The sequence below is a fragment of the Bifidobacterium parmae genome, from assembly GCF_002860365.1.
GTDB classification, from domain to species: domain Bacteria; phylum Actinomycetota; class Actinomycetes; order Actinomycetales; family Bifidobacteriaceae; genus Bifidobacterium; species Bifidobacterium parmae.
Window position 1 is genome coordinate 94,913 of sequence record NZ_NMWT01000013.1, and the last position, 23,217, is coordinate 118,129.

The following is a 23,217-nucleotide window of genomic DNA, read 5'->3' on the forward strand; positions in this document are numbered from 1 at the left end:
CGCCCGGAACCGCACGCCGCTCCTGTGCATTTCCTCACATATGCCCCAACTTGTGCGCGTTCTCAATGCACTCCGGCATCCAAGGAAAGATCGCCGCACGGTCGGCACGCGCGCCCCGCGTCGCGCCCCTCCGCGCCCGCGCCTCCATCGTCAGTGGATGTCGTCGGGAATGTCGATGTCGGTCTTCTGCACTTCCTCCACGTTGACGTCCTTGAACGTCACGATGCGCACGTTCTTCACGAACCTGCTCGGACGGTACACATCCCACACCCACGCGTCGGTGAGCTGCACGTCGAAGTACACGTCCTGCCCGGCCGAACGCACGTTGAAGTCCACCTTGTTCGCCAGATAGAAGCGGCGTTCGGTCTCCACCACGTAGGTGAACAGCTTGATGACGTCGCGGTATTCCTTGTACAGCGCCAGTTCGGCGTCGGTTTCGTAGTTGTCGAGATCCTCGGCACTCATGTCTATCGCTTGTCCTTCGATGCTTGGGTCGTCCGGTCCGGCGCGGCTCCATGCCGCACCGTCCCTCGCAAACCAACGGACCGCATCGCGGCAATCCCGTCGCCGATGCGGCCCGTCTCGTTCTGTCGTACTCTACCGGCTACCACTGTAGCGGTAGCCCGTTATTTCTCCGATTCGCGTTTGCGCCCGCGGCCGAGCGTGCGCCACCACGCGTCCTTGGACGTCTTGCGTTCGCTCTGCCCGTACGGCCAGTTGCTTTCCTCGTCCGGTTCGACGGCGTGCGCAGCCGTCGCCGGTTCCGTGTGCTTCGGCGGCAGTCCGAGCCGTGCGCGCGCCTCGTCGGGCGTCATGTGGTGCGCGTCGTCGCGACTCGGCGCGTCCGCGGCGGCGGTGCGCCGCGCGTCCCGCCGATCCGCGGCGGCGTCCTGCGCCGCGCCGCCGGTGCGCTGCTGGATGGCGATCGAGTGTTCGCGCGCGCTCAGCGCCTCCTTCACACCGGGATTCTCCTCGATGACGTGCATGCCGAACGCGTCGAGCGAGCGGATCGGATCGTATTCGTCGACGAGCGTGTCCATGACGATGAGGTCCTGGTATTTGCCGCTGACCGGATCCCACAGCGCGTCGCGCGACGTGCCGGACGGCTCGAATCCGAGCGACTGGTAGACGGACACGGACCGCGAGTTCTGTTCGGGCACGGCCACCCAGATGCGGTGCATGCCGAGGCCGGCGGGTTCGGGGGCGAAACCGTAGGTCATGACGCGCGGCATCGCGTCGCGCGAGTAGCCGCGGCCGCGGTAGTCCTTGCCGAGGATGACCTGGATGCGCGCGGACTTGGACCATCCGTCGATGTCGATGAGGAAGATCATGCCGATGACGTTGCCGGTGGATGCGGCGTCGACCACGTGATCATCGTCATGATCGGCGTCGGTGAGCAGCGCCCATGCCATCGTGCGACGGGATTCCGGATCCCCCACGCCGGATTCGCTGGGCGCGCGGCCTTCCGTCCAGGCGACGGAACGACGGACCCACGCGTGGACGACGGCGCGTTCGGCGGCCGCGTCCTTGCCGGTGATCTTGGTGGCGCCGCTGAAGGCCTCCAGCTCGTCGAGCTTGGGCAGATCCTCCACGGTGGCGGGACGCAGATGCACCATTTCGCCGCGGATGGGCGGAATCACGATGCGCTCCGGCAGGTCTCGCCGCGGCTCGGCCACCGTTGCTTCCGTGTGCTCAGTCATTTCCTTGTCCATTCCCTCGCATTCGTTCGCCTGATCGGTATCGCCTCGTTGAAACCAATCATTGACGAAACTATCCTACTCGTCTGCATAAACCCTGAAAACCCCCTGACCGCTTTCCCGCTCCCGCCACCCGCTCCCGCCACTCGCTCCCGCCACCCGCTCCCCTCGTCAAACCCGGCAACCCCCATCCCGCTCCCGCCGGCGGGAGCTGTCGGCACAGCCGACTGAGGGTGGTCGGCCACCGCATCGGGGCCCGCAAACGCGGCTATCCACGCGATGCCCTTCTCCTCGCATGACAAAGGGGCCGAGCGCCCCCGCTCCCCTCGCCTTTCCTCCTCTCCCTCCCCGCTCCCCTCAACTTCCCCGCGAAACAATATGGTCACCACACCGCCACACCATTCCACCACCGCGAAACAAAACGGACACCACACCACCCGCTCATCTCGCCTGCCGTTCCCCGCGAAACAATATGGTCACCACACCACCTCACCATTCCACCACCGCGAAACACCGAAGGAACAACACATCCTCCCTGTTTCGCCAACCCGTTCCCGCGAAACAAAACGGACACCACACCACCCGCTCATCTCGCACCCGCGAAACACTGCGGATATCAGGTGCCGCTGTCGTTTCGCTGGGGCTGTACGGAACCGTATCGAACCATCCGGAACCGTTCAAGACCGTACGGGGCTGCCTCGGACCATCCGGCACCCATCCAAGACCGTCCGGGACTCCGGCACCCATCCAAGACGGTTCGGGACTCCGGAACCCATCCAAGACGGTTCGGAACCATATCGGACAGTCTCAGCGAAACAAACCAGCCATCACACAGCTCGGACGCCTCCCCCGCAGCGACTGCGCACCAGCTTTGCATCGCCGGAGGGCTGCCACATGAGGTGTGCGATCGTCCGGACCCGGCAATGCAGTCGCGGACCACGCGGCCCGTACGTCAACCCATGCGGGCACCCCGCGTCGGCAGGCCCAAGGACGCGTTCACCTCCGTCGTACGTCAACCCATGCAGGGCACTCCGGCACCCAGCAGTTTGTTGCAAAGCGGATTGCATTGGACCACGTCATCGAATGTGAACCGGACAATCGCCGTCACCCCTGCTCGACGCAATGCGGCCTCACGTTCACGTTCCGCCAGTACCACGCCTTGGATGCTCCTCCGATTCGCCATGCCGGGATCCACATACTTCTGCGTACCGTCGAATTCTCCGACGACGATCCGTCCATCGGCCAGCCGCCACACGAAATCCACGCGATACGATTTCCCCGTATCGGGATCGGTGAACGCGACCTGGATCTGTGGAATCATGAACCGCTGTTCGATCATCGTGGCCCGCGCCAATGATTCTCCGCCGTTCTCGCTCAACGGGTTCGCATACCGCAACAATTGGAATATGGGAGTGTAATCACGGCGCGTTCCACTGCATGCGGCCAGCACGTCGTCGACGGTCACGCCTTTCGCCAACGCCGAATCCATAATCGGCAAGACATCCCGGAAGCCAAGCAGCAGACCGCAATCGACCACGGTTCGCGCGCCGTCTGTCACGGGGATGCCATTGGCCGTCACGCATCGACGAGACGGCGAACGCAGCAGCTTCACCTGTCGCTTCTCGCCCATGACGGTGCCTTTCGTCGCAGTGAGGACGGTGACCGTACCGTCGTGAAGACTCCACTGATGCTCGAACCCGTGCGCCGCGGCCGCGGTGATGCCACCGAACCGCCACGAGTCATGCCGGACATGCATCGCACGCGCGAGATGCAGCGTCCGCTCGGGGGGATCCAACGATTGCCAGTACAACACATCGGCATACATGTTGGGGGCGGCGCGATGCAGTTCCTTCGCGTGGACACGGCGCGCCAGAGCCTGCCGTTGCGCGGATGTGCTGCCGAATACGCATCGGCGCTCGGCTTGCGCGGTCTTGATCAGTGCCGCGACTTCCTTGTGTCGTCTCATGTTCCAACGGTAAATGCGGCTTGCCGAGCGGCGCCAACGATTCCGGGGCATGTGGTCAGAGCCCCGAACCTCGGCGTGTCACGGTTCGGCGGCATCGCGTTTTCGTTGGAACGATGCGGATTCGCATACAAGACATACGGTCCGGTCAGGTATATCGTGCCATGTGGATAACCGGGTTCACGATGATTCCCGGGGACCATCCGGTCATCCACGGCACCGATCGCCGCGTCGCAGCAGTCCCCCGAAGTCCGAGCGAAGCGAAGCAGTTCCCGGAGGGGTGGGATACGAGACGAACCAGTTCCCTGAGAGGGTGGGACGCGAAACGAACCAGTTCCCGGAAAGGGCGGGACGCGAAGCGAAACGGCAATGCGATAACCGGACCGTTTCGCGGAGCGACATCTCAGCGAAACAGCGTGTAGTCCCGGCTCCCGTTTCGTTTCGCTGGAGTGGCGCAGCGAAACAATCCGGGCGGACGATGACTGGCATGCTTCGCGGAGCGGCATCTCCGCGAAGCGATATGGACATAAGGCTCCCTCATCGAATCGCGGATGACAGATCGACACAACCTCGACCCGTCTCTCCTCGCTCCCACCGGAGGGAGCGATGGTGGACCAGGAAAACGCGCCCAGCACCACACATCCCGAGCCCTCCGGCGGAATCCGTCGGGGACCGCCTACCACGTGATGACGTTCGACGGGTGCCCCGCTCCACGCCGACGGGGAATTTCCGGCGAAGCAGACCGAGAGGGACCACATGGCATGCTCCTGCCGGCAAAACCTGACAAAGCCACACACCTCCGCCGGCGGGAGCTGTCGGCGCGGCCGACTGAGGGTGGTCCTCCCGCCGCCAACCCCCGCAAGCCACACCCCTCGCTCCCGCCGGCGGGAGCTGTCGGCACAGCCGACTGAGGGTGGTCGGCCACCGCATCGGGGCCGCAGACGCGGCTATCCATGCGATGCCCTTCTCTTCGCATGACAAAGGGGCCTAGCGGTTTCCCGCTCGACCCCTTCAGCCCGGCCTACGGCGGGGAGCCCCCGCCTGATAAGCGGAGAAACTCCCCTACCTAGTGCATCGCATTGTGCCCGGCCGGCCCCGTAGGGGACTCCCCGAGCCCAGCGATCCAGCCAGCCAATCGAATCAACCGATCCGACCGGCCGATCAACTGACCAAACGGTCAACCGACCGACCAACCAATCAAATCAGCCCTTGATCTTGCCCATGACGATCTTGGTGACGGCCTTCGCGTCGGCCTGGCCGCGCGTCGCCCTCATCACGGCGCCGATGATCACGCCCATCGGCTTCATGTTGCCGCTCTTGAGCTTCTCGACGACGTCCGGGTTGGCTTCGAACGCCGCGTCGACCGCCGCCTCGATGGCACCGGAGTCCTCGACGATCTTGTAGCCGTGCTTCTTGACGACCTCGTCCGGGGTGCCTTCACCGGCGAGCACGCCGGCGATGGTCTGCTTGGCGAGCTTGTCGTTGAGCTTGCCGTCGGCGATGAGCTTCTCGACCTCGGCCACGTCGGCCGGGGTGACGGGCAGCTCCTCAAGCGAGACGCCCTTCGCGTTGGCTTCGCGGGACAGCTCGCCCAGCCACCACTTGCGCGCGCCGCCGGCGGTCGCGCCGGCCTTGACGGTCTCCTCGATCAGGTCGAGGGCGTCGGCGTTGAGGATGTCGCGCAGCTGCAGGTCGGTCAGGCCCCATTCGGCCTTGAGACGGTTGCGGCGCTCGCGCGGCATCTCCGGCATCTGCGCCTCCATCTCGGCGATGTGCTCCTTGGTGATGTGGAGCATGACCAGATCCGGATCCGGGAAGTAGCGGTAGTCGTCCGCGTCGGACTTGAGACGGCCGCCGGCGGTGGTCTGCGTGGCCTCGTCCCAGTGGCGGGTCTCCTGCAGGATCTCCTTGCCTTCGTCGAGGCGCGCGGCCTGACGGCGGATCTCGTACTGGATGGTCTTCTCGATGCCGCGGAACGAGTTCACGTTCTTGGTCTCGGAACGGGTGCCGTACGGGGCGTCGGCGGACGGGCGCAGCGACACGTTCACGTCGGCGCGCATGTTGCCCTGCTCCATGCGGGCGTGGGAGATGCCCAGCGCGCGCACGATGTCGCGGATGGCGCGCATGTACGCGCCGGCGATCTCCGGAGCGCGGTCGCCCGCGCCCTCGATCGGCTTGGTCACGATCTCGATGAGCGGCACGCCGGCGCGGTTGTAGTCGACCAGCGAGTGGTCGGCGCCTTCGATGCGGCCGTCGGCGCCGCCCACGTGGGTGTTCTTGCCGGCGTCGTCCTCGATGTGGGCGCGCTCGATCGGCACGCGGAAGACGGTGCCGTCCTCCAGTTCGACGTCCAGGTAGCCGTTGCCGTTGGTCGGCTTGTCGTACTGGGAGATCTGGTAGTCGCGCGGCATGTCCGGGTAGAAGTAGTTCTTGCGGGCGAACTGGCTCCACTCGGCGATCTCGCAGTGCAGGGCGAGACCCAGCTTGATCGCGTAGTCGACGGCCGTCTTGTTGACGACCGGCAGCGAGCCGGGCAGGCCGAGGCTCACCGGGGTGAGCTGCGTGTTCGGCTCGCCGCCGAAGCTCACTTCGGCCGGGCAGAACAGCTTGGTCGTCGTGCACAGCTCGACGTGCGTCTCAAGGCCGAACACCACATCGTACTTCTTGGTGGCATCGGCGTACTTCATCAGTTTTTCAGCCATGATGTTGTCCTTGTAATCCTTCCGATGTCACTCACTTGGCGGAACCGGCGAGACCGTCGAGCCACGGGGCCTTGAGGTCCTTCCAGATCGGGCCGTTCCAGTCCTCTTCGAGCGCGGCTTCGAGCGCGGCGGCGGGCTTGTACATGACCTCGTCGCGCTGCTGCGGCGCGATGAACTGGAAGCCGACCGGCAGGCCGTCGTCGGACAGGCCGGCCGGGATCGACATGGCGGGCACGCCGGCGAGGTTCGCCGGGATGGTCGCGATGTCGTTCATGTACATGGCCAGCGGGTCGGACGTCTTCTCGCCGAGCTTGAACGCGGTGGTCGGGCTGGTCGGGCAGACGAGCACGTCGACCTGCTCGAACGCCTTCTTGAAGTCCTCGATGATGAGCGTGCGCACCTTCTGCGCGGAGCCGTACCAGGCGTCGTAGTAGCCGGCGGACAGCGCGTAGGTGCCGAGGATGATGCGGCGCTTGACCTCGTCGCCGAATCCGGCCTCACGCGTGTAGGCCATCATGTTGGCGGCGGTCTGCGGCACGCCGGCCGGCGGCATGACGCGCAGGCCGTAGCGCATGCCGTCGTAGCGGGCCAGGTTGGAGCTGACCTCGGACGGCATGATGATGTAGTACGCGCCGAGCGCGTATTCGAGGCGCGGGCAGGAGACCTCGACGACCTCGGCGCCCATCTCCTTGAGCTTGTCGACGGCCTCGTTGAAGCGGGCCGAGACGCCGGCCTGGAAGCCGTCGCCGCTGAGCTCCTTGATGAGGCCGACCTTCACGCCCTTCAGGTCGCGCTTCGCGCCTTCGCGCGCGGCGGCGACCATCGGACGCGGGCCCTCCGGGATGGAGGTGGAGTCGCGGCGGTCATTGCCGCCGATGATCTCCTGCAGCAGCGCGGAGTCGAGCACGGTACGGGAGACCGGGCCGATCTGGTCGAGCGAGGAGGCCATGGCGATCGCGCCGAAGCGGGAGACGCCGCCGTAGGTCGGCTTCACGCCGACGGTGCCGGTCAGGGCACCCGGCTGGCGGATGGAGCCGCCGGTGTCGGTGCCGAGGGCGAGCGGGGCCTCGAACGCGGCCACCGCGGAGGCGGAGCCGCCGCCGGAGCCGCCGGGCACGCGGTCGGTGTCCCACGGGTTGTGGGTGGTCTGGTAGGCGGAGTGCTCGGTGGAGGAGCCCTGCGCGAACTCGTCCAGGTTGGTCTTGCCGAGGATCGGCATGCCGGCGGCCTTGAGCTTCTCGATCACGGTCGCGTCGTACGGCGGAATCCAGCCTTCGAGGATCTTCGAGGCGGCGGTCGTCTCGATGCCCTTGGTGACGATCATGTCCTTGATGGCGATCGGCACGCCGGCCAGCTGCGGCAGGGCGGCCTTCTCGTCCGCGGACTTCGCGTCGAAGGCGTCGGCCTGCTCGCGGGCCACGTCGCCGGAGACCTTGAGGAACGCCTTGATGCTCGGCTCGGCGGCCTCGATCACGGCGAGGTGCGCGTCGACCAGTTCACGGCTGGAGACGTCGCCCTTCTTGATGGCCGCGCCCATCTCGGCGGCGGACAGCTTGACGAGTTCGTTGGTTGCTTCGGTCATATCGGCTCACTCCTCGCTTCCCAGGATGCGCGGCGCGACGAACATGCCGGCCTCGGTCTTCGGGCCGCCGGCGAGCGCCTCGGCCTGCGTCAGCGGCGTGACCGGCACGTCCGGGCGCAGGTACGCCTCGAGCGGGACCGGGTTGGCGGTCGGTTCGACGTCGTCGGAGGCGACCTCCTGGACCTTGTTGATGGAATCGGCGATGACGTTCAGCTCGCCCTGCAGACGGGTGATCTCCTCATCGGTGAGCGCGATTCGGGCCAGATCGCCCAAATGCACGATTTCTTCGCGTGTGAATGTAGGCATGCGCCTAACTATACGAGCAATTTATGACACGCGGGGGCCCGGTGCCATGCGTTCGATGGCACCGGGCCCCCACTGTCGCCGGACGATCGCCGGACGATCGCTTGACCGTCGCCGGACGATCGCCGGACCGTCGGACGGCTATCGTCCGGTCATGTTCCGGCGCACCGTCGCGCTATCCGCGTTCCGGCGCGCCGTCGCGTTCAGCGACGCCTGCGCGAAACGGCGACCATGCCGCCGGCGACGGCGATCAGCGCGATCGCCGCGGCGGCGACCTGCAGGACGCTGGAGCCGGTGGCGGACAGCTTGTTCGCCGGCTTGGTGGCGGGCTTGGTCGCCTCCGGCTTGCTTTCCGGCTTGCCCGGCTGCTCCGGGGTGGTCTTCTTCACGCCGAACGTGCCGTCGGCGTTCTCGATCACCTCGTAGCCGTCGGCGAGGTAGCCGGCGTTCGGCTTGATGGTGAACGTGCCGCCGCTGATGGAGAATCCGGCGTCGGCCGCGTCCGCCTTGGCGTCGGATTGGGCGATCGGGCCCTGCACGGTGCCGCCGTTGATGGCGATCGCGCCGGTGCCCCGGCTCTGGTCCTGGTAGATCGCGGTCTGCTCGCCGGTCGCGGTGATGGTGCCGCCGCTGACGGTGAGCGTGCCGGGCGCGCTGGTGGCCGACTTGTCGACGCGGATGTTCCATACGATGCGCGCGTCGTCGTTCGTCGCGGTGAGCGTGCCGCCGGCGATCTCGGCGGTGCCGTAGTTGAGCACGGCCGCCGACGTGCCGGTGATGGTGCCGCCGTTGACGGTCAGCTTGCCGTATTCGTCGTTCTTGATGTACAGGCCGCCGGTGATGGTGCCGCCGTTGATGGTGAGTTCGGCGGTCTTCTCGTCCGGGTTGTCCTTGATGCCGTTGCGGAAGCCGTTGGCGATGACGCTGGAGAACTTGGACGGGGTGCCGTCGGCGAGCTTGGATTCGACGGTGACGCCGTCGTTGATGGTCATCGCGCCCATGTTCTGCAGCGTGTAGAACGAGTTGCCGCCGTTGTTCTTCGGGTCGGAGCCGGCCTCCTGGGAGCGGCGGAACGTGCCGCCGTCGAGCGTGGCGGTCGCGCCGATCGTGTTCTTGACCGCGGCCTTGCCGTGCGTCACGTTGTCGACGACGCCGGTCTTCTTGGCGCTGGAGTCGGTGACGGTGAGCGTGCCGTTGTTGACGATCGTGTCGGCGGTCTTGTTGGTGAGCGTGTAGCCGTTGAGGTCGATGGTGACGGTCTTGCCGGCGGGGATCGTCACGTCCTCGGCGACGTTCTGCAGCAGCGTGACCTTGGTGGCGCCCGCGGCGAGCGCGGCGGCGACGGACGCGTAGTTCTTGCCGTCCTGGTCGGCGACGAGGACGCTGCCGCCGTTGTACGGGTACTGCGTGTTCTCGCCGAACGTGTTGTCCTTGATGGTCGCGCCGCCCTGCGTCACGTAGTTGCCGAGCAGCACGCCGGCGAAGGAGTCGAGCGTGTTGCCGCTGACGGTCAGGCCGACGTTCGGGCCCTGGCTCGGCCACACGCTGTAGGAGACGGCCGCATAGCCTTCGATCGTGTTGCCGCTGACGGTGGTGTTCTTCGTGGCGGTGACGGCGATGCCGTACGTCCTCGACTTGTCGGCGGCGAGGCCGGTGGCGTTCGTCACCGTGTTGCCGCTGATGGTGGTGTCGGTGATGCCGTAGGAGCCGGCCGCGGTGTTGCCGTTGCCGACGACGAACATCATCGATCCGGACGTGCCGGCGCCGGAGATCGGGCCGGCGGTGACGGTGTTGTTCTCGATCTTCGTTCCGCTGATCGGGTTCGTGCCGTTGCCGATGATGTTCACGCCGACGGCCGAGTTGTTGACGACCTGCCCGAGCTTGAACGTGTTGCCGCTGATGACGGTGCCGTTCGCGCCGCCCTCAAGCCACACGGAGCTGGGCTGCCAGTCCTTGTTCTGCGAGGCGCCGGTCGCCGGGTCGCCCGCGGCGATGACGAACGTGTTGCCGGTGATGGTCACGCCGGTCGCCTTGTTGCTGACGATCACGTTCTGCGCGTTCGTGCTGGTGGCCGGGTCGAGCGTGAACGTCACGCCCTTCACGGTCACGCCGGAGGCGTTGATGCGCAGGCTGCCGGTGAACACGGTGCCTTCCGCGGCCGTGATGGTGATCTTCTTCCTGACGACCAGGCTGTCGGCGATGGTGCCGCTCAGCGTGACCGTGTCGCCATCGTTGGCGGCGTCGAGCTTCGCCTGCCAGCCGTCCACCTGGTCGGCCAGCGGCACGGGCGTGTCCGCGAGCGTCGTGGACGCCGCCGGCGCCGGTGTGAGGGCCGCGTCGCCGTCGGCCGCCCATGCGGCGGGCGCGCCGATGCCCAGTGTCGCCGCGGCGGCGAGCACCGCGATGCCGATACGCCATGATCGCTTCGATTGCTTCATCATGATTCTCGTTCTTCCTGCAGGAACTCCTGCGTTCATCTCCTGACGGGAATCGTTGCAACCGTCAAAATCAACAACGTCGACTTCGCCGTCTCACGTTCCCCCACCACGCACTTTACCCGTCATGCGCGCGGGGCACAAACCGCGTGCTGCGCGATCCAGCTGTGCATGGCGACGGCCGCCGCCGCGCCCGCGTTGATCGACCGCACCGAACCGAACTGCGAGATGTACACGACGTCGTCGGCGAGGTCGAGCGCGGTCTCGGTCAGTCCCGGACCTTCCGCGCCGAACAGCAGCAGGCAGCGTTTCGGGAACGCGTACCGCTCCATCGGCACGGCGCCGGGCACGATGTCCATCGCGACGACGCGCGCCGCCTCCAGCTCGCGTATGCGCGTCTCGGCGGCGTCGAGTTCCGCGAGGAACGGCGCCTGCGCGGCGCGCACGGCGGCCTGACGCGCCACGGCGCCGTCCGCCGCGACCGACGTTCCGCGCACGGCGGCCGTCGCGCGGGCGGCGGCCTCGTGCGCGTGGAACGCGGCCGCACCGGCGCGCGCCCGCTCGGCCGCGATCTCGCCGGCGATGCGCATGCGCCAGCAGCGCACCATCGCCGCGATCGACGCGTGATGCTCCATGTGCTGGTACAGTTCGGTCATCAGCGCGCCGTTGCGGTTCCACTTGTGCGGGCCGACGATGTGCACGCGCCGCGCCTGGAACGCGTTGGCGGTGCGCACCATCGAGCCGATGTTGAAGTCGTGCGTCCAGTTCTCGATGGCGACCTCGAAATCGTGGCGTCCGCGCGCGTCCAGATCCGCCTTGATCGCGGCGACCGTCCAGTACCGGTAGCGGTCGAGCACGTTGCGCCGATCGCCCCGGTCGAGCAGTTCCGGGTCGTAGCGGAGGCGGTCGGCGTACAACGGCGACGACGGATCGTCCGGCCGCGGCTCGCCGGGATGCGCCTCGGTCCACGGCCCGACGCCCACCTCGCGGAACACCGGCTCCCCGGACCGCTCGCCTTCCACATCAATAGGATTACGAGGATGCATATCTGGTTTCGTCTACTCCGCCAAATCGGACTCGTGGAACACCTGGATGAACGGCACCTCGTGCCGAGCGCCGTCGACCGGGCTGATGACGGTGATCTCATGCTCGTCCGCGCCCTTGCCGACGCCGCCGACCAGCGAGGCGACGGCCACGACGCTCGCGCCCTCGTGCTCGACGATCGAGAAGTCGAGGCTCAGCTCGTTGCCGTTGCGCAGCGTGACGAGTGAACTGGTCTGCACGTAGGATTTCTCGGACAGCCACGCGTCGAGCAGCAGCACGCGCTTGCCCTTGATCGACGGTCCCTTAATCGACGGGAACACGAAGTCCATGACGAATCCGTCGAGGTTCTCGCCGCGGGAGGCGGCGGCCTGGATCATCGAGCCGACGAGCGGCACGGAGGCGGCGGTCAGCGCGCCGACAGCGTCGTAATCGTCGACGGAATAGCCGGCGTCCTCCAACGTGTCGAGCAGGACGTGGCCCATCACGGCCGCACCGTGATGGTCGAGCGTCACCGCGTACAGTTCGGAGAACGGCTTGCCGGCGACGCGCTCGCGCAGCAGGGCGCGGAGCTGCTCGCGCGGGTCGAGTGCGGCGAAGTCGATGGGCTCGTTGTGCAGGTCGGCGGGGCCGGTGGCGCGGAATCCTGAATCACTCATATTCCATAGGGTACGGCGCGCCCTCGTCACGGGACGCGGGCGTGCGCACCGCCGCAGGCCGGGCGCACGCACCGTCACGACCGCACACACGCACCGTCACGAGCGCACGAGGCGCGCGATGGCGGCGGACGCCTCGGCGAGCTTCTCGTCGGCCACGTCGCCGCCTTCGGCCGACGCCTGCCGCACGCAATGGTTGAGATGGTCGTCGAGCAGCAACAGCGCCACGGATTTGAGCGCCGAATTCGCGGCGGAGATCTGCGTGAGCACGTCGATGCAGTACTTGTCGTCGTCCACCATCTGCTCGATGGCGCGCACCTGCCCCTCGATGCGCCGCAACCGCGCCAGCACCTTCGTCTTGTCGTAGCCGTAGCCGTGCATCGCGAGTCTCCTTTCGTCGCCGCATCATCATTCCGCAGTTCCGTCGTTCCACCGTTTCCGCCGTTTCCGCAACGGGCCGGCCGTTGGCCCCGTGCCGTTCGCCGTGCGGAAAACACCATCCAGTATATACCCCATAGGGGTATTGGGTATACACTGTGAGGCGGTATACGATGGACTGAGACGAGAACGAGGAGCGGACATGGAACTGAACATCTTCACGTGCGTCGCCGCACTGGTCGTCGCGGCGCTCGCGACGTGGCTCATCCTGCGGTTCTTCTTCGGCGAGCGCAAGGGCGTGGCCGGCGAACTGCACGAAGGCGTCCAGCGCGCCACCATCACCGTGAAGGGCGGCTACTCCCCCGATGTGGTGACGATGCGCGCCGGCGTGCCGATCACGCTGAACTTCGACCGGCAGGAGACCGGAGAATGCACGTCGCACGTGGTGTTCGGCGACTTGGGGCTCGACGCGATGCTGCCCGGCAACACGGCCACCGAGGTGCGGTTGCCCGCACTGCCGGCCGGCGACTACCCGTTCGCCTGCGGCATGAACATGGTGCACGGCCTGCTGCGCGTCGAGGGCGACGGGACGGGCGCCGGCGAAGCGGCAAGTGCCGTCGAAACGGATGGAGCGGGAGCCGGGTCCACGGGTGCGCCCGCCGCCGACGTGGCCGGGCGCACGGCGCATCATGGTATGGCAGGCACACCGTCCCTCGGCAGCGCCGATACGCCGTCGGACGCCTCCGCGACGGATTACGCGGCGAACGAGGCACGCGAAGCCGAGGAACGGCGGAGCGAGATCCGCAACCTCACCAAGCTGGTCGCGATCGGCACGGTGCTGACGCTCCCGGTGTTCGCGGTGATGATGATCCACATGGCGAACCACATGCTGCTGCCGGACTGGCTCACGAACCCGTGGTGGCAGGCGATCCTCATCACGCCGGTCATGTTCTACTGCGGCGCGCCGATCCATCAGGTCGGGTTCCCCGCGCTGCGCCATCGCGCGCCGGATATGAACTCGCTCGTCTCGCTGGGCACGGGCGCCGCCTACCTGTACAGCCTGCTCGTGTGCATCGCGCCATGGCTGCTGCCCGAGGGCTCGCGCGAACCGTATTTCGAGTCGGTGGGCGTGGTCATCACGCTCGTGCTCGTCGGCCGCCTGCTGGAGACGAAGGCGCGCGAGGGCACCGGCAAGGCGGTGCAGAGTCTTATCAAGCTGCGCCCGCGCGTCGCACACAAGCTTGAAAAGGTTGAGAAGGCCGCTGCGCAGGTTTCAGGAGCCGGGGAACCCGTGGCCGGGGCGAACGTGCATGATTCCGAAGGTGTTGTGCATGGTTCGGACGGCAATGTGCATGGTTCCGGGGCGAACGTGCACGATTCCGAGGGCAACGTGCAGCATTCCGATACGAACCTGCACGCCCCTGTCGTGAAGACCGCTTCGCGGACGGGCGAACGCTGGCTCAATCCAAGCGCCTTCCACGACGTCGATATCGATGAGGTGAAGCCCGGAGACCTGCTCGTAATCAAGGCGGGAGAACGCATTCCGGCCGATGGCGTGGTCGTCGCGGGCGAGGCCGAGGTGGACGAGTCGATGATCACCGGCGAGTCCCGTCCGGTGCGCAAGACCCCGGTCTTCACGACCGCACCCCACACGTTCGCCGAAAACGACTACACGTCTGGTCCGGATTCCTACACGTTGGGTGCCGAACCATACACATTCGACTCCGAACCCCGCACAACACCCTCCGAACCGTACACATTCGCCGACGGCGATGGCGATACCACGGCTTCCGAGGGGCCCACTCCCGCCCGCCCGTCCACGCTCACCGGCGCGACCGTGGTGCTGCGCGGCAACCTGCTCATGCGCGTCACGCAGACCGGCGGCGACACCGTGCTCTCGCAGATCGTCGCGATGGTGGCACGCGCCCAGGCGACGAAGGCGCCGGTGCAGCGTCTCGCCGACCGCATCGCCCGCGTGTTCGTGCCGGCCGTGTTCATCATCGCCGTGTGGACGTTCGCGATCTGGCTGGCGCTCGGTCCGGATCCGAAGCTCGCGCACGCGCTGGTCACGGCGGTGAGCGTGCTCATCATCGCATGCCCGTGCGCGCTGGGACTCGCGACGCCGCTGTCGGTCACGGCGGCGACCGGCGTGGGCGCGACGAACGGCGTGCTCGTGACCAGCGCGAAGGCGCTGGAACGGGCACGCGAGATCGGCACGGTCGTGTTCGACAAGACCGGCACGATCACGCGCGGCGTGGCCGACGCGGATTCCGCGGATTGGAGCCGCCCCAGCTATGAGCGTGATACGGTCAAGCCCGGTTCGAAGGAGGCGGTGGCCGCGTTGCGCGCGGCCGGCATCCGCACGGTCATGCTGTCCGGCGACAAGGCCGAGGTGGCGGCCGGCATCGCGCGCGAGGTCGGCATCGACACGGTGATCGCGCAGGTCAGGCCCGACGGGAAGGCGTACTGGATCGAACGATTGCAGCATGAGCCGCATGAGGGTCTGATCGCGATGGTCGGCGATGGCATCAACGACGCGCCCGCGCTCACGCAGGCGGATCTGGGATTCGCGATCGGCACCGGCACAGACGTGGCGATGCAGTCCGCGGACGTGACGCTGATGAGCGGCGACCTGCGCGGCGTGATCCGTACAATCAACCTGTCGCAGGCGACGATGCGCAACATCCGGCAGAACCTCGGATGGGCGTTCGGCTACAACGTGATCGGCATCCCGATCGCGGCAGGCGTACTCTACCCGCTCACCGGATGGCTGCTGAGCCCGATGATCGCCGGTCTCGCGATGGCCCTGAGCTCCGTCTGTCTGGTCCTCAACGCCAACCGCCTCAACCGCATCACCCTCAGCGACAATGTCGTGACGGCGACGGCCTCCGGCGCCCGCTCCCCCCGCCCCACAGCCGACCGAACGAAGGCATCGGCGGCGAAGTCAGTCAAGGAGACACGCATCGCCCCCGAAGCCAGCACCTCCCGAACAGGAGAGCCGTCAGGCTCCTCCATCCAGCCGTCGGCGGTTTCTTCCTGCTCCCCCTCCGAGGGGGAGCTGTCGGCGAAGCCGACTGAGAGGGTGTCCGGTGCTGGTGCCAGTACCGGCACCAGCACCGGCAGCGTCGACCACAGCACCGCCGACCTCATCCCCCGCGTCATCATCGACGAACGCATCTCCCTCACCACCAGCACTTCCCCATCAACCACAACGAAGGAGAACACCATGGAAATGAACCACATGCACCACGACCACATGGCCATGCACCACGCCGCCCCCGCCGAGGGCGAGACCGCCACCGATCCGGTGTGCGGCATGACGGTCGCGGTGAACGCGGACGCGATCACCCGCGAGTACGAGGGCAAGACCTACTACTTCTGCGGCGAGCACTGCGCCAACAACTTCGCCAAGGCCCCCCAGATCTTCCTGGAGCACTGATTCCGCCCCCTTGGCCCCCTCTGACGGGACATCGCCGTCAAGCAAACGCCAGAGGCGTTTGCAGGCGATGTGCGAGCCGACAGGCGAGCCGATATGAGGTCGGCCGAAGGCCGTCCGTAACTGCAGGACGGGCTGTCAGCCGCAGGCTGACTGGGGGAGAGATAGCTGGAACGTAACTTCAGCAGCGTCCCCAATCCCCTTCAAAAGGAGTCGCCCGCCGAAGGCGGACCGAAGCAAAAACCATATAACGAAACCGGCCCGTCGCCCCGCAATACACAGGGCCGACGGGCCGGTTTCTCATTATGCGCGACTACATATCACGCCCTGTCCATGCAGTGTTCGCGACGTTTCGCCGCCCACTGCCACGAACAGCCCACCGGGCTGTTCGTCACGCGAAGAACGCCTTGAACAGCCAGGCGCCGACGATCGCGCCCACGATCGGGGCGACGACCGGAATCCACGCCTCGTTCCAGCGGGACGTGCCCTTGGACGGGATCGGCAGGATGGCGTGCAGGACGCGCGGCATGAGGTCGCGGGCCGGGTTCAGGCCGGGGCCGGTCGGGCCGCCCATGGAGGTGACAAGGCCCCACACGATGAAGCCGACGACGATCGCGGCGGCGGCCGGATCCTTCTCGCCCCACGGGTCCATCAGGCAGCACAGCGCGCCGAAGACGAGCACGAGCGTGCCGAACATCTCGTTGAGGAAGTAGTTGAGCTTCTTGTTGTCCGCGTCGGTGGTGCAGAACGTGGCGAGGATGGCCTCGGCGTCATCGGTGTCCTTGTAGTGCGGGTAGTACGTGAGGTACACGATGAACTGGCCGAGCGCGGCGCCGAGCAGCTGCGCGATGATGTACGGCAGCACCTCGTCCCACGGGAACATGCCGTTGATGGCCTGCGCGAGGGTCATGGCCGGGTTGATGTGGGCGCCGGAGACCGCGCCGAACATGAGCACCGGGAACATGACGCCGAAGCCGTAGCCCATGGCGATGTTGAGCCAGCCGGCGTGGTGGCCCTTCGTGTTCTTGAGCTCGACGTTGGCGACGGAGCCGTTGCCGAAGATCATCAGGATGGCGGTGCCGAAGAACTCGGCGGCCAGCTTGGTAAAGAGGGAGTATTCCACTGCTTCTTCTTTTCTTCTTGTTCTTGTCTGGATTGATGATGCGGCCGCCCGAAAGGCGGGAGACAAACAAACGAGCCAAGCATACGCCGAGGGCTGAACTGGTTGGCTCCACCGTCGCCCCACGCCGCCCACGGACGCGATATATTTCCGCTCCCGCCGGCGGGAGCTGTCGGACAGACCCGACTGAGGGCGGGCAAGACAAGCACGCATGCCAACCCCATGTTTCGCTCCCGCTGGCGGGAGCTGTCGGACGAAGTCCGACTGAGGGTGGTCGGAAAAACAAAAAGACCGGAATCTTTCGATTCCGGTCTTGCTTGTGCCCCCGCAGGGATTCGAACCCTGGACACGCTGATTAAGAGTCAGCTGCTCTAACCAACTGAGCTACAGGGGCGTTGGTTAGTTGTTGAAGTGTTCCTTGCAACGAGTGATAAATATACTCGTGTTTGCTTCTGACGCAACCCTCGGCGTGTCGCCCGAAATTCCAACGTTCTTGAAATCACGGATTCGGCGCCCGCACACCTTGACCACCCCTCCTAAGCCGCCCCGCAAACCGCTCTTCACATAATCGTCACATAAATGGCTGATGCCATACCCGAGCGGTCGCACCAGCGCCTCCCAAACCGTCGCATCCGCACCAACCTTGGCACGCCGCAGTCGCAATCGGCCCTTCCAGCGTCGCATCCACGCCACCACTGGCACGGGACCGACGCAACAGCCACCCCACACGTGTCCACCGCGCCAACCTTGGCACAACGCCGACGCAAAACCCCGCCGGAGAATCATTTCCGTGCCATCCGTGGCACGGAACCGACGCCAAGGCCGCCCCACTCATCGTCATCGCGCCATCCTTGGCACGGAACCGACGCAAACCCGCGCAAGCGCAGCATCGCAACCCCACAGCATCGCAACCCCACAGCATCGCAACCCCACAATGGCCCCGCCCGGCAACCCCGCAACACCCGCACATACGAAACGAAAACCCCGCGCCGCCGCGTGAACAACAGTCACGCACGGCACGGGGTTCTCAGTGCTTAAGCTCAGACTTCAATGACTTCACTGACTTCAATCAGATCAAGTCAGTCTGATGGGGCCCGGTGGCGGCCATCGGTACTCACTCGATGGTCACCGCCGGAATCGTCACTCGGCGACGACCTTCACGAAGAAGTTCGCGGAGATCTCCGGGTGGAGCTGGACCGTGGCCGGGAATTCGCCGGTGGTCTTGATGGTCTCGACGGTGATGGCCTTCGGGTCGACCGGGGCCTTGTCGAGCAGCGCCATGGCGATGGCTTCCTTGGAGATGCCACCGAACAGCTTGCCGGACTCGGACACCTTGGCGGCGATCTCGACGGCGGAACCCTCGATGGCCTCCTTGGCGGCGACGGCGTCTTCACGGGTGGCGACGGCCTGGGCCAGACGGGCGCGCTTCATGGCGACGATCTGGGCTTCGGCGCCCTTGTTCCACGCGAAGGCGAGCTTCTGCGGGAGCAGGTAGTTGCGGGCGTAGCCGGCCTTGACGGTGACGACGTCACCGGAGTGGCCGAGGTTCGCGACGGTCTGGGTGAGAATAACCTTGGTTTCAGCCATTTCAGATGCCTCCTAGAACTCAGCGGCCGGAAGTGGCGTACGGCAGCAGGGCCATCTCGCGGGCGTTCTTGATCGCCTTGGAGATCTTGCGCTGCTCCTGCACGGTCACGCCGGTGATGCGACGGGAACGGATCTTGCCGCGATCGGAGATGAACTTGCGCAGCAGCGCGACGTCCTTGTAATCGATCTCGGTGACCTTCGCCGCCTTCAGCGGGTTCGGCTTCTTCTTGAACGGCTTGACCGGCGGTTGCGGCCTCTTGCGGGACATGATGTTCTCCTTGTTTACGATGTGATGTGTTTCGCTTGGCGCGATGCCGGCGACGTTCGCTGACGTCGTCCCGCATCGCGCGGATCATGCGGTCGTGCAGACCGTGTGCGTCGTTACGTTATGTGTCGATTGATGCGTCGATGAGCGGGAATGCGCCCGGACGGGACTCAGAACTCCGGATCGTCGTCGGAGCCGCCGCCGAAATCGGAGGAGCCGCCGAACGTGGAGAAGCTGTTGCCCGAGTCGGAGCCGCTGCTCCACGGATCCGCGGCAGGCTGCTGTCCGCCCGCCGGCGCGCCGGACTGGCCGCCGCCGAAGCTGGAGCCGCCGCCCTGGTAGCCGTTGCCGCCAGAGTAGCCGCCGCCATTGCCGCCGTTGCCATAACCGCCGTTACCGCCGTTCTGGCCGTAACCGCCGCCGTTCTGGCCGTAGCCGTTACCGCCGCCGTTGCCGCCGTAGCCGCCCTGATTGCGGCCGGCGAAGCCGCCGTTGCCGGACGACTGGCGGGTCACTTCGGCGGTGGCGTAGCGCAGCGACGGGCCGATCTCGTCGACCGTCATCTCGACGACGGTGCGGTTGGATCCGTCGTTCGCCTGGTAGGAACGCTGCTGGAGGCGACCCTGCGCGATCACGCGCATGCCCTTGTGCAGGGACTGCGCGCAGTGCTGCGCGAGGTCACGCCATGCGGAGCAACGCATGAACAGCGCCTGTCCGTCCTCGAACTGGCCGGACTGGCGGTTGTACGTGCGCGGCGTCGACGCGATGGTGAAGCTCGCCACGGTGGCGCCGGAACCGATGGTGCGCAGTTCCGGGTCCGCGGTGAGGTTGCCGACGATGGTGATCGTGGTTTCGCCTGCCATGATGGCCGCCTTCCTACGTCAGCGCCTGTACGGCGCTTCGGCGTTTCGACACTTTCGACACTTGCTTGCGTCCGCCCCACGCGACGAGGTTCCGCCGCGGGAGCCGATCGACTTCAAACGCTTACTTGACGTCCTTACGAAGGATCTTCGTACGGATCACGGATTCGTTGAGGTTGAGGACACGGTCGAGCTCATCGCTGGTAGCGGGCTCGGCGGTGTAGGTCACCACGACGTAGTTGCCTTCGGTCTTGCCGTTGATCTCGTAGGCGAGCTTGCGACGGCCCCAGAAATCGGGCTCATCGACGGAACCGCCTTCCTTGGTGACCAGCTCGAGGTACTGCTCGGTCAGCTTCTTGAGATCACGCTCGTTCAGCTCAGGATCGGCGATGAACATCAGTTCGTACTTATGCGCAGACATCACCCACCTCCTTCGGACTATGTGGCCACGGACCTTCCGTGGCAGGAGTGTGTATGCGTGCTGCATCATCCGGGTCGCATGCGCGCGCGACGATATGCCGAACACGCCTATGACCCCAACAAAGCAACCTCACAAAGATAACGCCGAGCCGCGACAGCGTGACGCGCCGCACGCCGGCCGCACGCCGGCCGCACGCCCGGCTTCACGCGCCGCCGCGCACCCGCCTCCCGCACGCCCGCCGCACCGTTCCGCGCTCCCCCGAACCGCCCACGGACCGGGCATCTTCCCCACGTCCTGCAAACATCACTAGAATAAAGGACTATCGACCAGAGAAGCCGAGCAGAAAGAAGGGATTCTCATGTTCTGTCCTCATTGCGGAGCGGGCGTGCGCGAAGGGGCGAAATTCTGCCCCGCGTGCGGCCAGGCGATCGCCGCCGCCAGCGCGGCGCAGCCGGGTCAGGCCCCGCGACCGGCCGCGACTCAGTCCGCCCAGTCCAATCAACCGTCCTATGACGCGACCGTCATCGGCCAGCGCGGCGCCGCCCCGGCGCCCGGCGTGCAGATGCCGCAGGCCACGCCGTCGGCCCGACAGTTCTCGCCGTCCGCCGGCGCCGCCCCGTCGCAGCCGATGGCCGCCCCCGGCGTGAACGGCACGCCGTCCGGCGCCACCCCGATCAACGTCCAGCCGATCACCGCCGACCCGTTGGTCAAGGAGATGGTCAGCCCGCGCAACATCCAGGCGATCTTCGCGTCCGCCGGTTTCGGCCTGCTCGCCGCGATCGCGATCTCCATCTTCCCGGCAATCGCCTTCACGCAGCTGACGTCCTCAGCCGAATCGTCCTTCTTCTCGATGTTCGGAAGCTCCGATGCCAATCCGTTCCGGTACATCGGCAACGCCGAAGGTTCCAACTTCTTCTACTTCCTCGTGTACTCGCTGGTAACGGGCGTTTCCGGAGCGGTCAAACCGCAGGCCGCCAGCTCCGATTATGAGGCCATCGACGCTTCGATTTCCATGAATCTGGGTCTCACCGGCGTCGCGCTCATCATCGGCGCGGCGTTCGGCGCGTACATGCTGGCACGAAAGGGCGCAATCCGGTTCAAGTGGGCCGGCATCATCAGCCCGTTCATCACGGCGCTCGTCGGAGCCGCGGTCCTGACGATCATCGCCGCGATCGGCAGAATGCCGCTCGGCTCCGGCAAGGATCTGCAGGGATACCTCTCCGGCGCCACATTCCGCACGTTCGCGATGACGTTCCTGCTGCTGCTTATCGGTTCCGGCTTCGGTTACATGCTGGCCCAGTACGCCCCGGACTCCACGAACATGTTCACCGCCGCATGGCGGTGGGCGCATCGCACACGCGGCTTCATCCGCTCGTTCATCGACGTCGTGAGTCTGCAGATCATTCTCATCTTCGTCATCGGCCTGGTGCTGCTGCTCATCGCCACGTTCACAACGAACACCGGCCAATTGATTCTGCTCTTCCCGCTGATGATCAACATGCTCGGCTTCTGGGTGTTCACCGTCGCGACGTTCGGCTCAGTCACGATGTCGGTCACCGGACAACTGCCCGAGAGCATCAGCCTGTTCTCGAAGGATCTGGATCAGTGGACGTCGGGCAAAACCTGGGTGCTGTGGGTGCTGTTCCTGGTGATCCTCGTGCTCCTGTTCTACGTGGCGCTGCGCGCCTCCGCCCGAAACCTCTACGATCCGGCGTTCAAGGGATGGGGCCACAGCTGGAAGATGCCCGTCGCCGTCATGGCGTTCTGGCTGATCGCCGGCATCCTGTTCGGCACCATCACCATCAGGCAGGACAGCGACTCGATGACCATCGGCCCCGCGCTCTGGTACTTCCTCGTGATGGGCGTCTGGGCGTATCTGGTCGAGGCCGTGGCGAACTCGTTCGGCCCGTCCGTGATCATGTCGATGCAGGGCGTGTGGAAGCTGTTCGCGGGCGGCACCGTCCAGCCCACGCCGCAGGAGGTCGTCGACTATGTGGCCGGCTGCAACGGCCGCTGGTTCAAGAAGTACCCGTCCTCCGGCGTGCCGTCCGCCTCCGCGCTGGCCGCAGCGCAGGCGGCGAAGGAACAGGCCGCCAAGGTGCGCGCAGCCGCGCAGGCGCAGGCAGCCGCGGCCCAGGCGCAGTTCGCGGCGAACGGTCCGCAGTCCGCCGCGGTCCCGCCGATTCCGGGTGCCGCACCGGCCGCACCGGCTCCCGCCGCACAGCCCGGCTACGCCCAGCAGCCGCAGTACGGCGCGGCTCCCGCAGCACCGGCCGCGCCCGCCGCACCGCAATACGGCGCACAGCCCGGCTACGGCGCCCCTGCCGCGCCCGCGGTGCCTTCCGCGCCGGCACCGCAGCAGCCGCAGCAGTACGGCCAGCAGGGCGGTCCGAGCCTGCCGCTGCCGCCGCGCCAGTGATGTCAACGGTTGTTCAGTGACGTCGGCCGTCACGCGCGATCCGCGATGGTCGGCGCACGCCGCTAACGCGCACGCCGACCGGTAGCACGCACGCCGACCGTCGACGATGGAGGTCGTGGAACCCAACCGGTTCCACGACCTCCTTCTCGTTTCCGCACCATATCCTCCCCGCAGCCACTCCTGCAGTTCACCCGTATCCCCCATATCCCCCGTACCTCTCGCAACCGCCGCAACCGCCGCGGTCTCCGCAGCTGACCCGCAACCACCCCCGCGACCCCGCTCGCGACCACCCAACCGCCTCACGAAGCAACCCGCCTTCTTCCTATCCCCTAGTACACTTGACTGAGGTCCA

The 23,217-nt window shown here is 66.4% G+C and carries 17 protein-coding genes, 1 tRNA gene and 1 pseudogene; 3 read left to right on the forward strand and 16 right to left on the reverse strand.

Translation table 11 applies throughout. The annotated features are described in order from the left end of the window. Positions 1-150 precede the first annotated feature (150 nt). The 10 genes from Uis4E_RS05860 to Uis4E_RS05910 all read right to left on the reverse strand — a co-directional run bounded on the left by Uis4E_RS05860 (position 151) and on the right by Uis4E_RS05910 (position 12,760). Positions 151-465 (reverse strand): DUF2469 domain-containing protein, encoded by a 315-nt coding sequence (locus Uis4E_RS05860; RefSeq protein WP_033494454.1) that lies wholly within the window; start codon positions 463-465, stop codon positions 151-153. 161 nt (positions 466-626) lie between these two features. Beyond that, positions 627-1,700 (reverse strand): GNAT family N-acetyltransferase, encoded by a 1,074-nt coding sequence (locus tag Uis4E_RS05865; RefSeq protein ID WP_101622318.1) that lies wholly within the window; start codon positions 1,698-1,700, stop codon positions 627-629. Between the two features lie 1,009 nt (positions 1,701-2,709). Beyond that, positions 2,710-3,663 (reverse strand): hypothetical protein, encoded by a 954-nt coding sequence (locus Uis4E_RS05875; RefSeq protein ID WP_101622273.1) that lies wholly within the window; start codon positions 3,661-3,663, stop codon positions 2,710-2,712. 1,199 nt (positions 3,664-4,862) lie between these two features. Next, positions 4,863-6,362, reverse strand: a complete 1,500-nt coding sequence (gene gatB, locus Uis4E_RS05880) for an Asp-tRNA(Asn)/Glu-tRNA(Gln) amidotransferase subunit GatB (RefSeq protein ID WP_101622274.1) — start codon at positions 6,360-6,362, stop codon at positions 4,863-4,865. A gap of 31 nt (positions 6,363-6,393) precedes the next feature. Continuing rightward, positions 6,394-7,944, reverse strand: a complete 1,551-nt coding sequence (gatA, locus tag Uis4E_RS05885) for an Asp-tRNA(Asn)/Glu-tRNA(Gln) amidotransferase subunit GatA (protein ID WP_101622275.1) — start codon at positions 7,942-7,944, stop codon at positions 6,394-6,396. Between the two features lie 6 nt (positions 7,945-7,950). Then, a complete protein-coding gene (gatC, locus tag Uis4E_RS05890; RefSeq protein ID WP_101622276.1) occupies positions 7,951-8,250 on the reverse strand; it encodes an Asp-tRNA(Asn)/Glu-tRNA(Gln) amidotransferase subunit GatC in 300 nt (99 codons plus the stop codon). 200 nt (positions 8,251-8,450) lie between these two features. Then, on the reverse strand, positions 8,451-10,688 hold the full coding sequence (locus Uis4E_RS05895; RefSeq protein ID WP_101622277.1) for a hypothetical protein: 2,238 nt from the start codon (positions 10,686-10,688) through the stop codon (positions 8,451-8,453). A 119-nt stretch (positions 10,689-10,807) separates the two neighbouring features. Beyond that, positions 10,808-11,728 (reverse strand): TrmH family RNA methyltransferase, encoded by a 921-nt coding sequence (locus Uis4E_RS05900; RefSeq protein WP_101622278.1) that lies wholly within the window; start codon positions 11,726-11,728, stop codon positions 10,808-10,810. A gap of 12 nt (positions 11,729-11,740) precedes the next feature. After that, positions 11,741-12,382 carry an orotate phosphoribosyltransferase gene (locus Uis4E_RS05905; RefSeq protein ID WP_101622279.1) on the reverse strand — a complete coding sequence of 214 codons (642 nt, stop codon included), beginning with the start codon at positions 12,380-12,382 and terminating at the stop codon, positions 11,741-11,743. 96 nt (positions 12,383-12,478) lie between these two features. Further along, a complete protein-coding gene (locus Uis4E_RS05910; RefSeq protein WP_101622280.1) occupies positions 12,479-12,760 on the reverse strand; it encodes a metal-sensitive transcriptional regulator in 282 nt (93 codons plus the stop codon). Between the two features lie 199 nt (positions 12,761-12,959). Between Uis4E_RS05910 and Uis4E_RS12355 the strand changes: the two are divergent. Beyond that, a pseudogene (locus Uis4E_RS12355) lies at positions 12,960-13,316 on the forward strand (cupredoxin domain-containing protein); the annotation flags it as partial. A gap of 135 nt (positions 13,317-13,451) precedes the next feature. Then, the gene (locus Uis4E_RS05915; protein ID WP_479855852.1) at positions 13,452-16,196 is read left to right on the forward strand and encodes an HAD-IC family P-type ATPase; all 2,745 of its coding nucleotides are present in this window, start codon (positions 13,452-13,454) and stop codon (positions 16,194-16,196) included. A gap of 388 nt (positions 16,197-16,584) precedes the next feature. Here the strand turns inward: Uis4E_RS05915 and Uis4E_RS05920 are convergent, their stop codons facing one another. From Uis4E_RS05920 to rpsF, 6 genes are all read right to left on the reverse strand, one after another. Continuing rightward, complete coding sequence (locus tag Uis4E_RS05920) at positions 16,585-17,316, reverse strand: MIP/aquaporin family protein (protein WP_165784868.1); 732 nt, start codon at positions 17,314-17,316, stop codon at positions 16,585-16,587. A 317-nt stretch (positions 17,317-17,633) separates the two neighbouring features. Further along, positions 17,634-17,707, reverse strand: a tRNA-Lys gene (locus tag Uis4E_RS05925). Between the two features lie 746 nt (positions 17,708-18,453). Next, positions 18,454-18,900, reverse strand: a complete 447-nt coding sequence (gene rplI / locus Uis4E_RS05930) for a 50S ribosomal protein L9 (protein ID WP_101622283.1) — start codon at positions 18,898-18,900, stop codon at positions 18,454-18,456. A 19-nt stretch (positions 18,901-18,919) separates the two neighbouring features. Further along, on the reverse strand, positions 18,920-19,168 hold the full coding sequence (rpsR, locus tag Uis4E_RS05935; RefSeq protein WP_034528805.1) for a 30S ribosomal protein S18: 249 nt from the start codon (positions 19,166-19,168) through the stop codon (positions 18,920-18,922). Positions 19,169-19,335: 167 nt separating this feature from the next. After that, positions 19,336-20,028: a single-stranded DNA-binding protein gene (locus tag Uis4E_RS05940; protein ID WP_101622284.1), complete on the reverse strand. Its 693-nt coding sequence runs from the start codon at positions 20,026-20,028 to the stop codon at positions 19,336-19,338. A gap of 121 nt (positions 20,029-20,149) precedes the next feature. Then, positions 20,150-20,446, reverse strand: coding sequence for a 30S ribosomal protein S6 (rpsF, locus tag Uis4E_RS05945; protein ID WP_101622285.1), 297 nt, complete (start codon positions 20,444-20,446; stop codon positions 20,150-20,152). Between the two features lie 358 nt (positions 20,447-20,804). Here rpsF and Uis4E_RS05950 point away from each other — a divergent pair, with 358 nt between their 5' ends. Next, positions 20,805-22,865: a zinc ribbon domain-containing protein gene (locus tag Uis4E_RS05950; RefSeq protein ID WP_101622286.1), complete on the forward strand. Its 2,061-nt coding sequence runs from the start codon at positions 20,805-20,807 to the stop codon at positions 22,863-22,865. The last annotated feature ends 352 nt before the right edge of the window (positions 22,866-23,217 follow it).

Coding starts and splice junctions, on each gene's coding strand:
- Uis4E_RS05860 (WP_033494454.1), bottom strand. CDS start 465: ATGAGTGCCGAGGATCTCGACAACTACGAAACCGACGCCGAACTGGCG.
- Uis4E_RS05865 (WP_101622318.1), bottom strand. CDS start 1,700: ATGACTGAGCACACGGAAGCAACGGTGGCCGAGCCGCGGCGAGACCTG.
- Uis4E_RS05875 (WP_101622273.1), bottom strand. CDS start 3,663: ATGAGACGACACAAGGAAGTCGCGGCACTGATCAAGACCGCGCAAGCC.
- gatB (WP_101622274.1), bottom strand. CDS start 6,362: ATGGCTGAAAAACTGATGAAGTACGCCGATGCCACCAAGAAGTACGAT.
- gatA (WP_101622275.1), bottom strand. CDS start 7,944: ATGACCGAAGCAACCAACGAACTCGTCAAGCTGTCCGCCGCCGAGATG.
- gatC (WP_101622276.1), bottom strand. CDS start 8,250: ATGCCTACATTCACACGCGAAGAAATCGTGCATTTGGGCGATCTGGCC.
- Uis4E_RS05895 (WP_101622277.1), bottom strand. CDS start 10,688: ATGATGAAGCAATCGAAGCGATCATGGCGTATCGGCATCGCGGTGCTC.
- Uis4E_RS05900 (WP_101622278.1), bottom strand. CDS start 11,728: ATGCATCCTCGTAATCCTATTGATGTGGAAGGCGAGCGGTCCGGGGAG.
- Uis4E_RS05905 (WP_101622279.1), bottom strand. CDS start 12,382: ATGAGTGATTCAGGATTCCGCGCCACCGGCCCCGCCGACCTGCACAAC.
- Uis4E_RS05910 (WP_101622280.1), bottom strand. CDS start 12,760: ATGCACGGCTACGGCTACGACAAGACGAAGGTGCTGGCGCGGTTGCGG.
- Uis4E_RS05915 (WP_479855852.1), top strand. CDS start 13,452: ATGGCAGGCACACCGTCCCTCGGCAGCGCCGATACGCCGTCGGACGCC.
- rplI (WP_101622283.1), bottom strand. CDS start 18,900: ATGGCTGAAACCAAGGTTATTCTCACCCAGACCGTCGCGAACCTCGGC.
- rpsR (WP_034528805.1), bottom strand. CDS start 19,168: ATGTCCCGCAAGAGGCCGCAACCGCCGGTCAAGCCGTTCAAGAAGAAG.
- Uis4E_RS05940 (WP_101622284.1), bottom strand. CDS start 20,028: ATGGCAGGCGAAACCACGATCACCATCGTCGGCAACCTCACCGCGGAC.
- rpsF (WP_101622285.1), bottom strand. CDS start 20,446: ATGTCTGCGCATAAGTACGAACTGATGTTCATCGCCGATCCTGAGCTG.
- Uis4E_RS05950 (WP_101622286.1), top strand. CDS start 20,805: ATGTTCTGTCCTCATTGCGGAGCGGGCGTGCGCGAAGGGGCGAAATTC.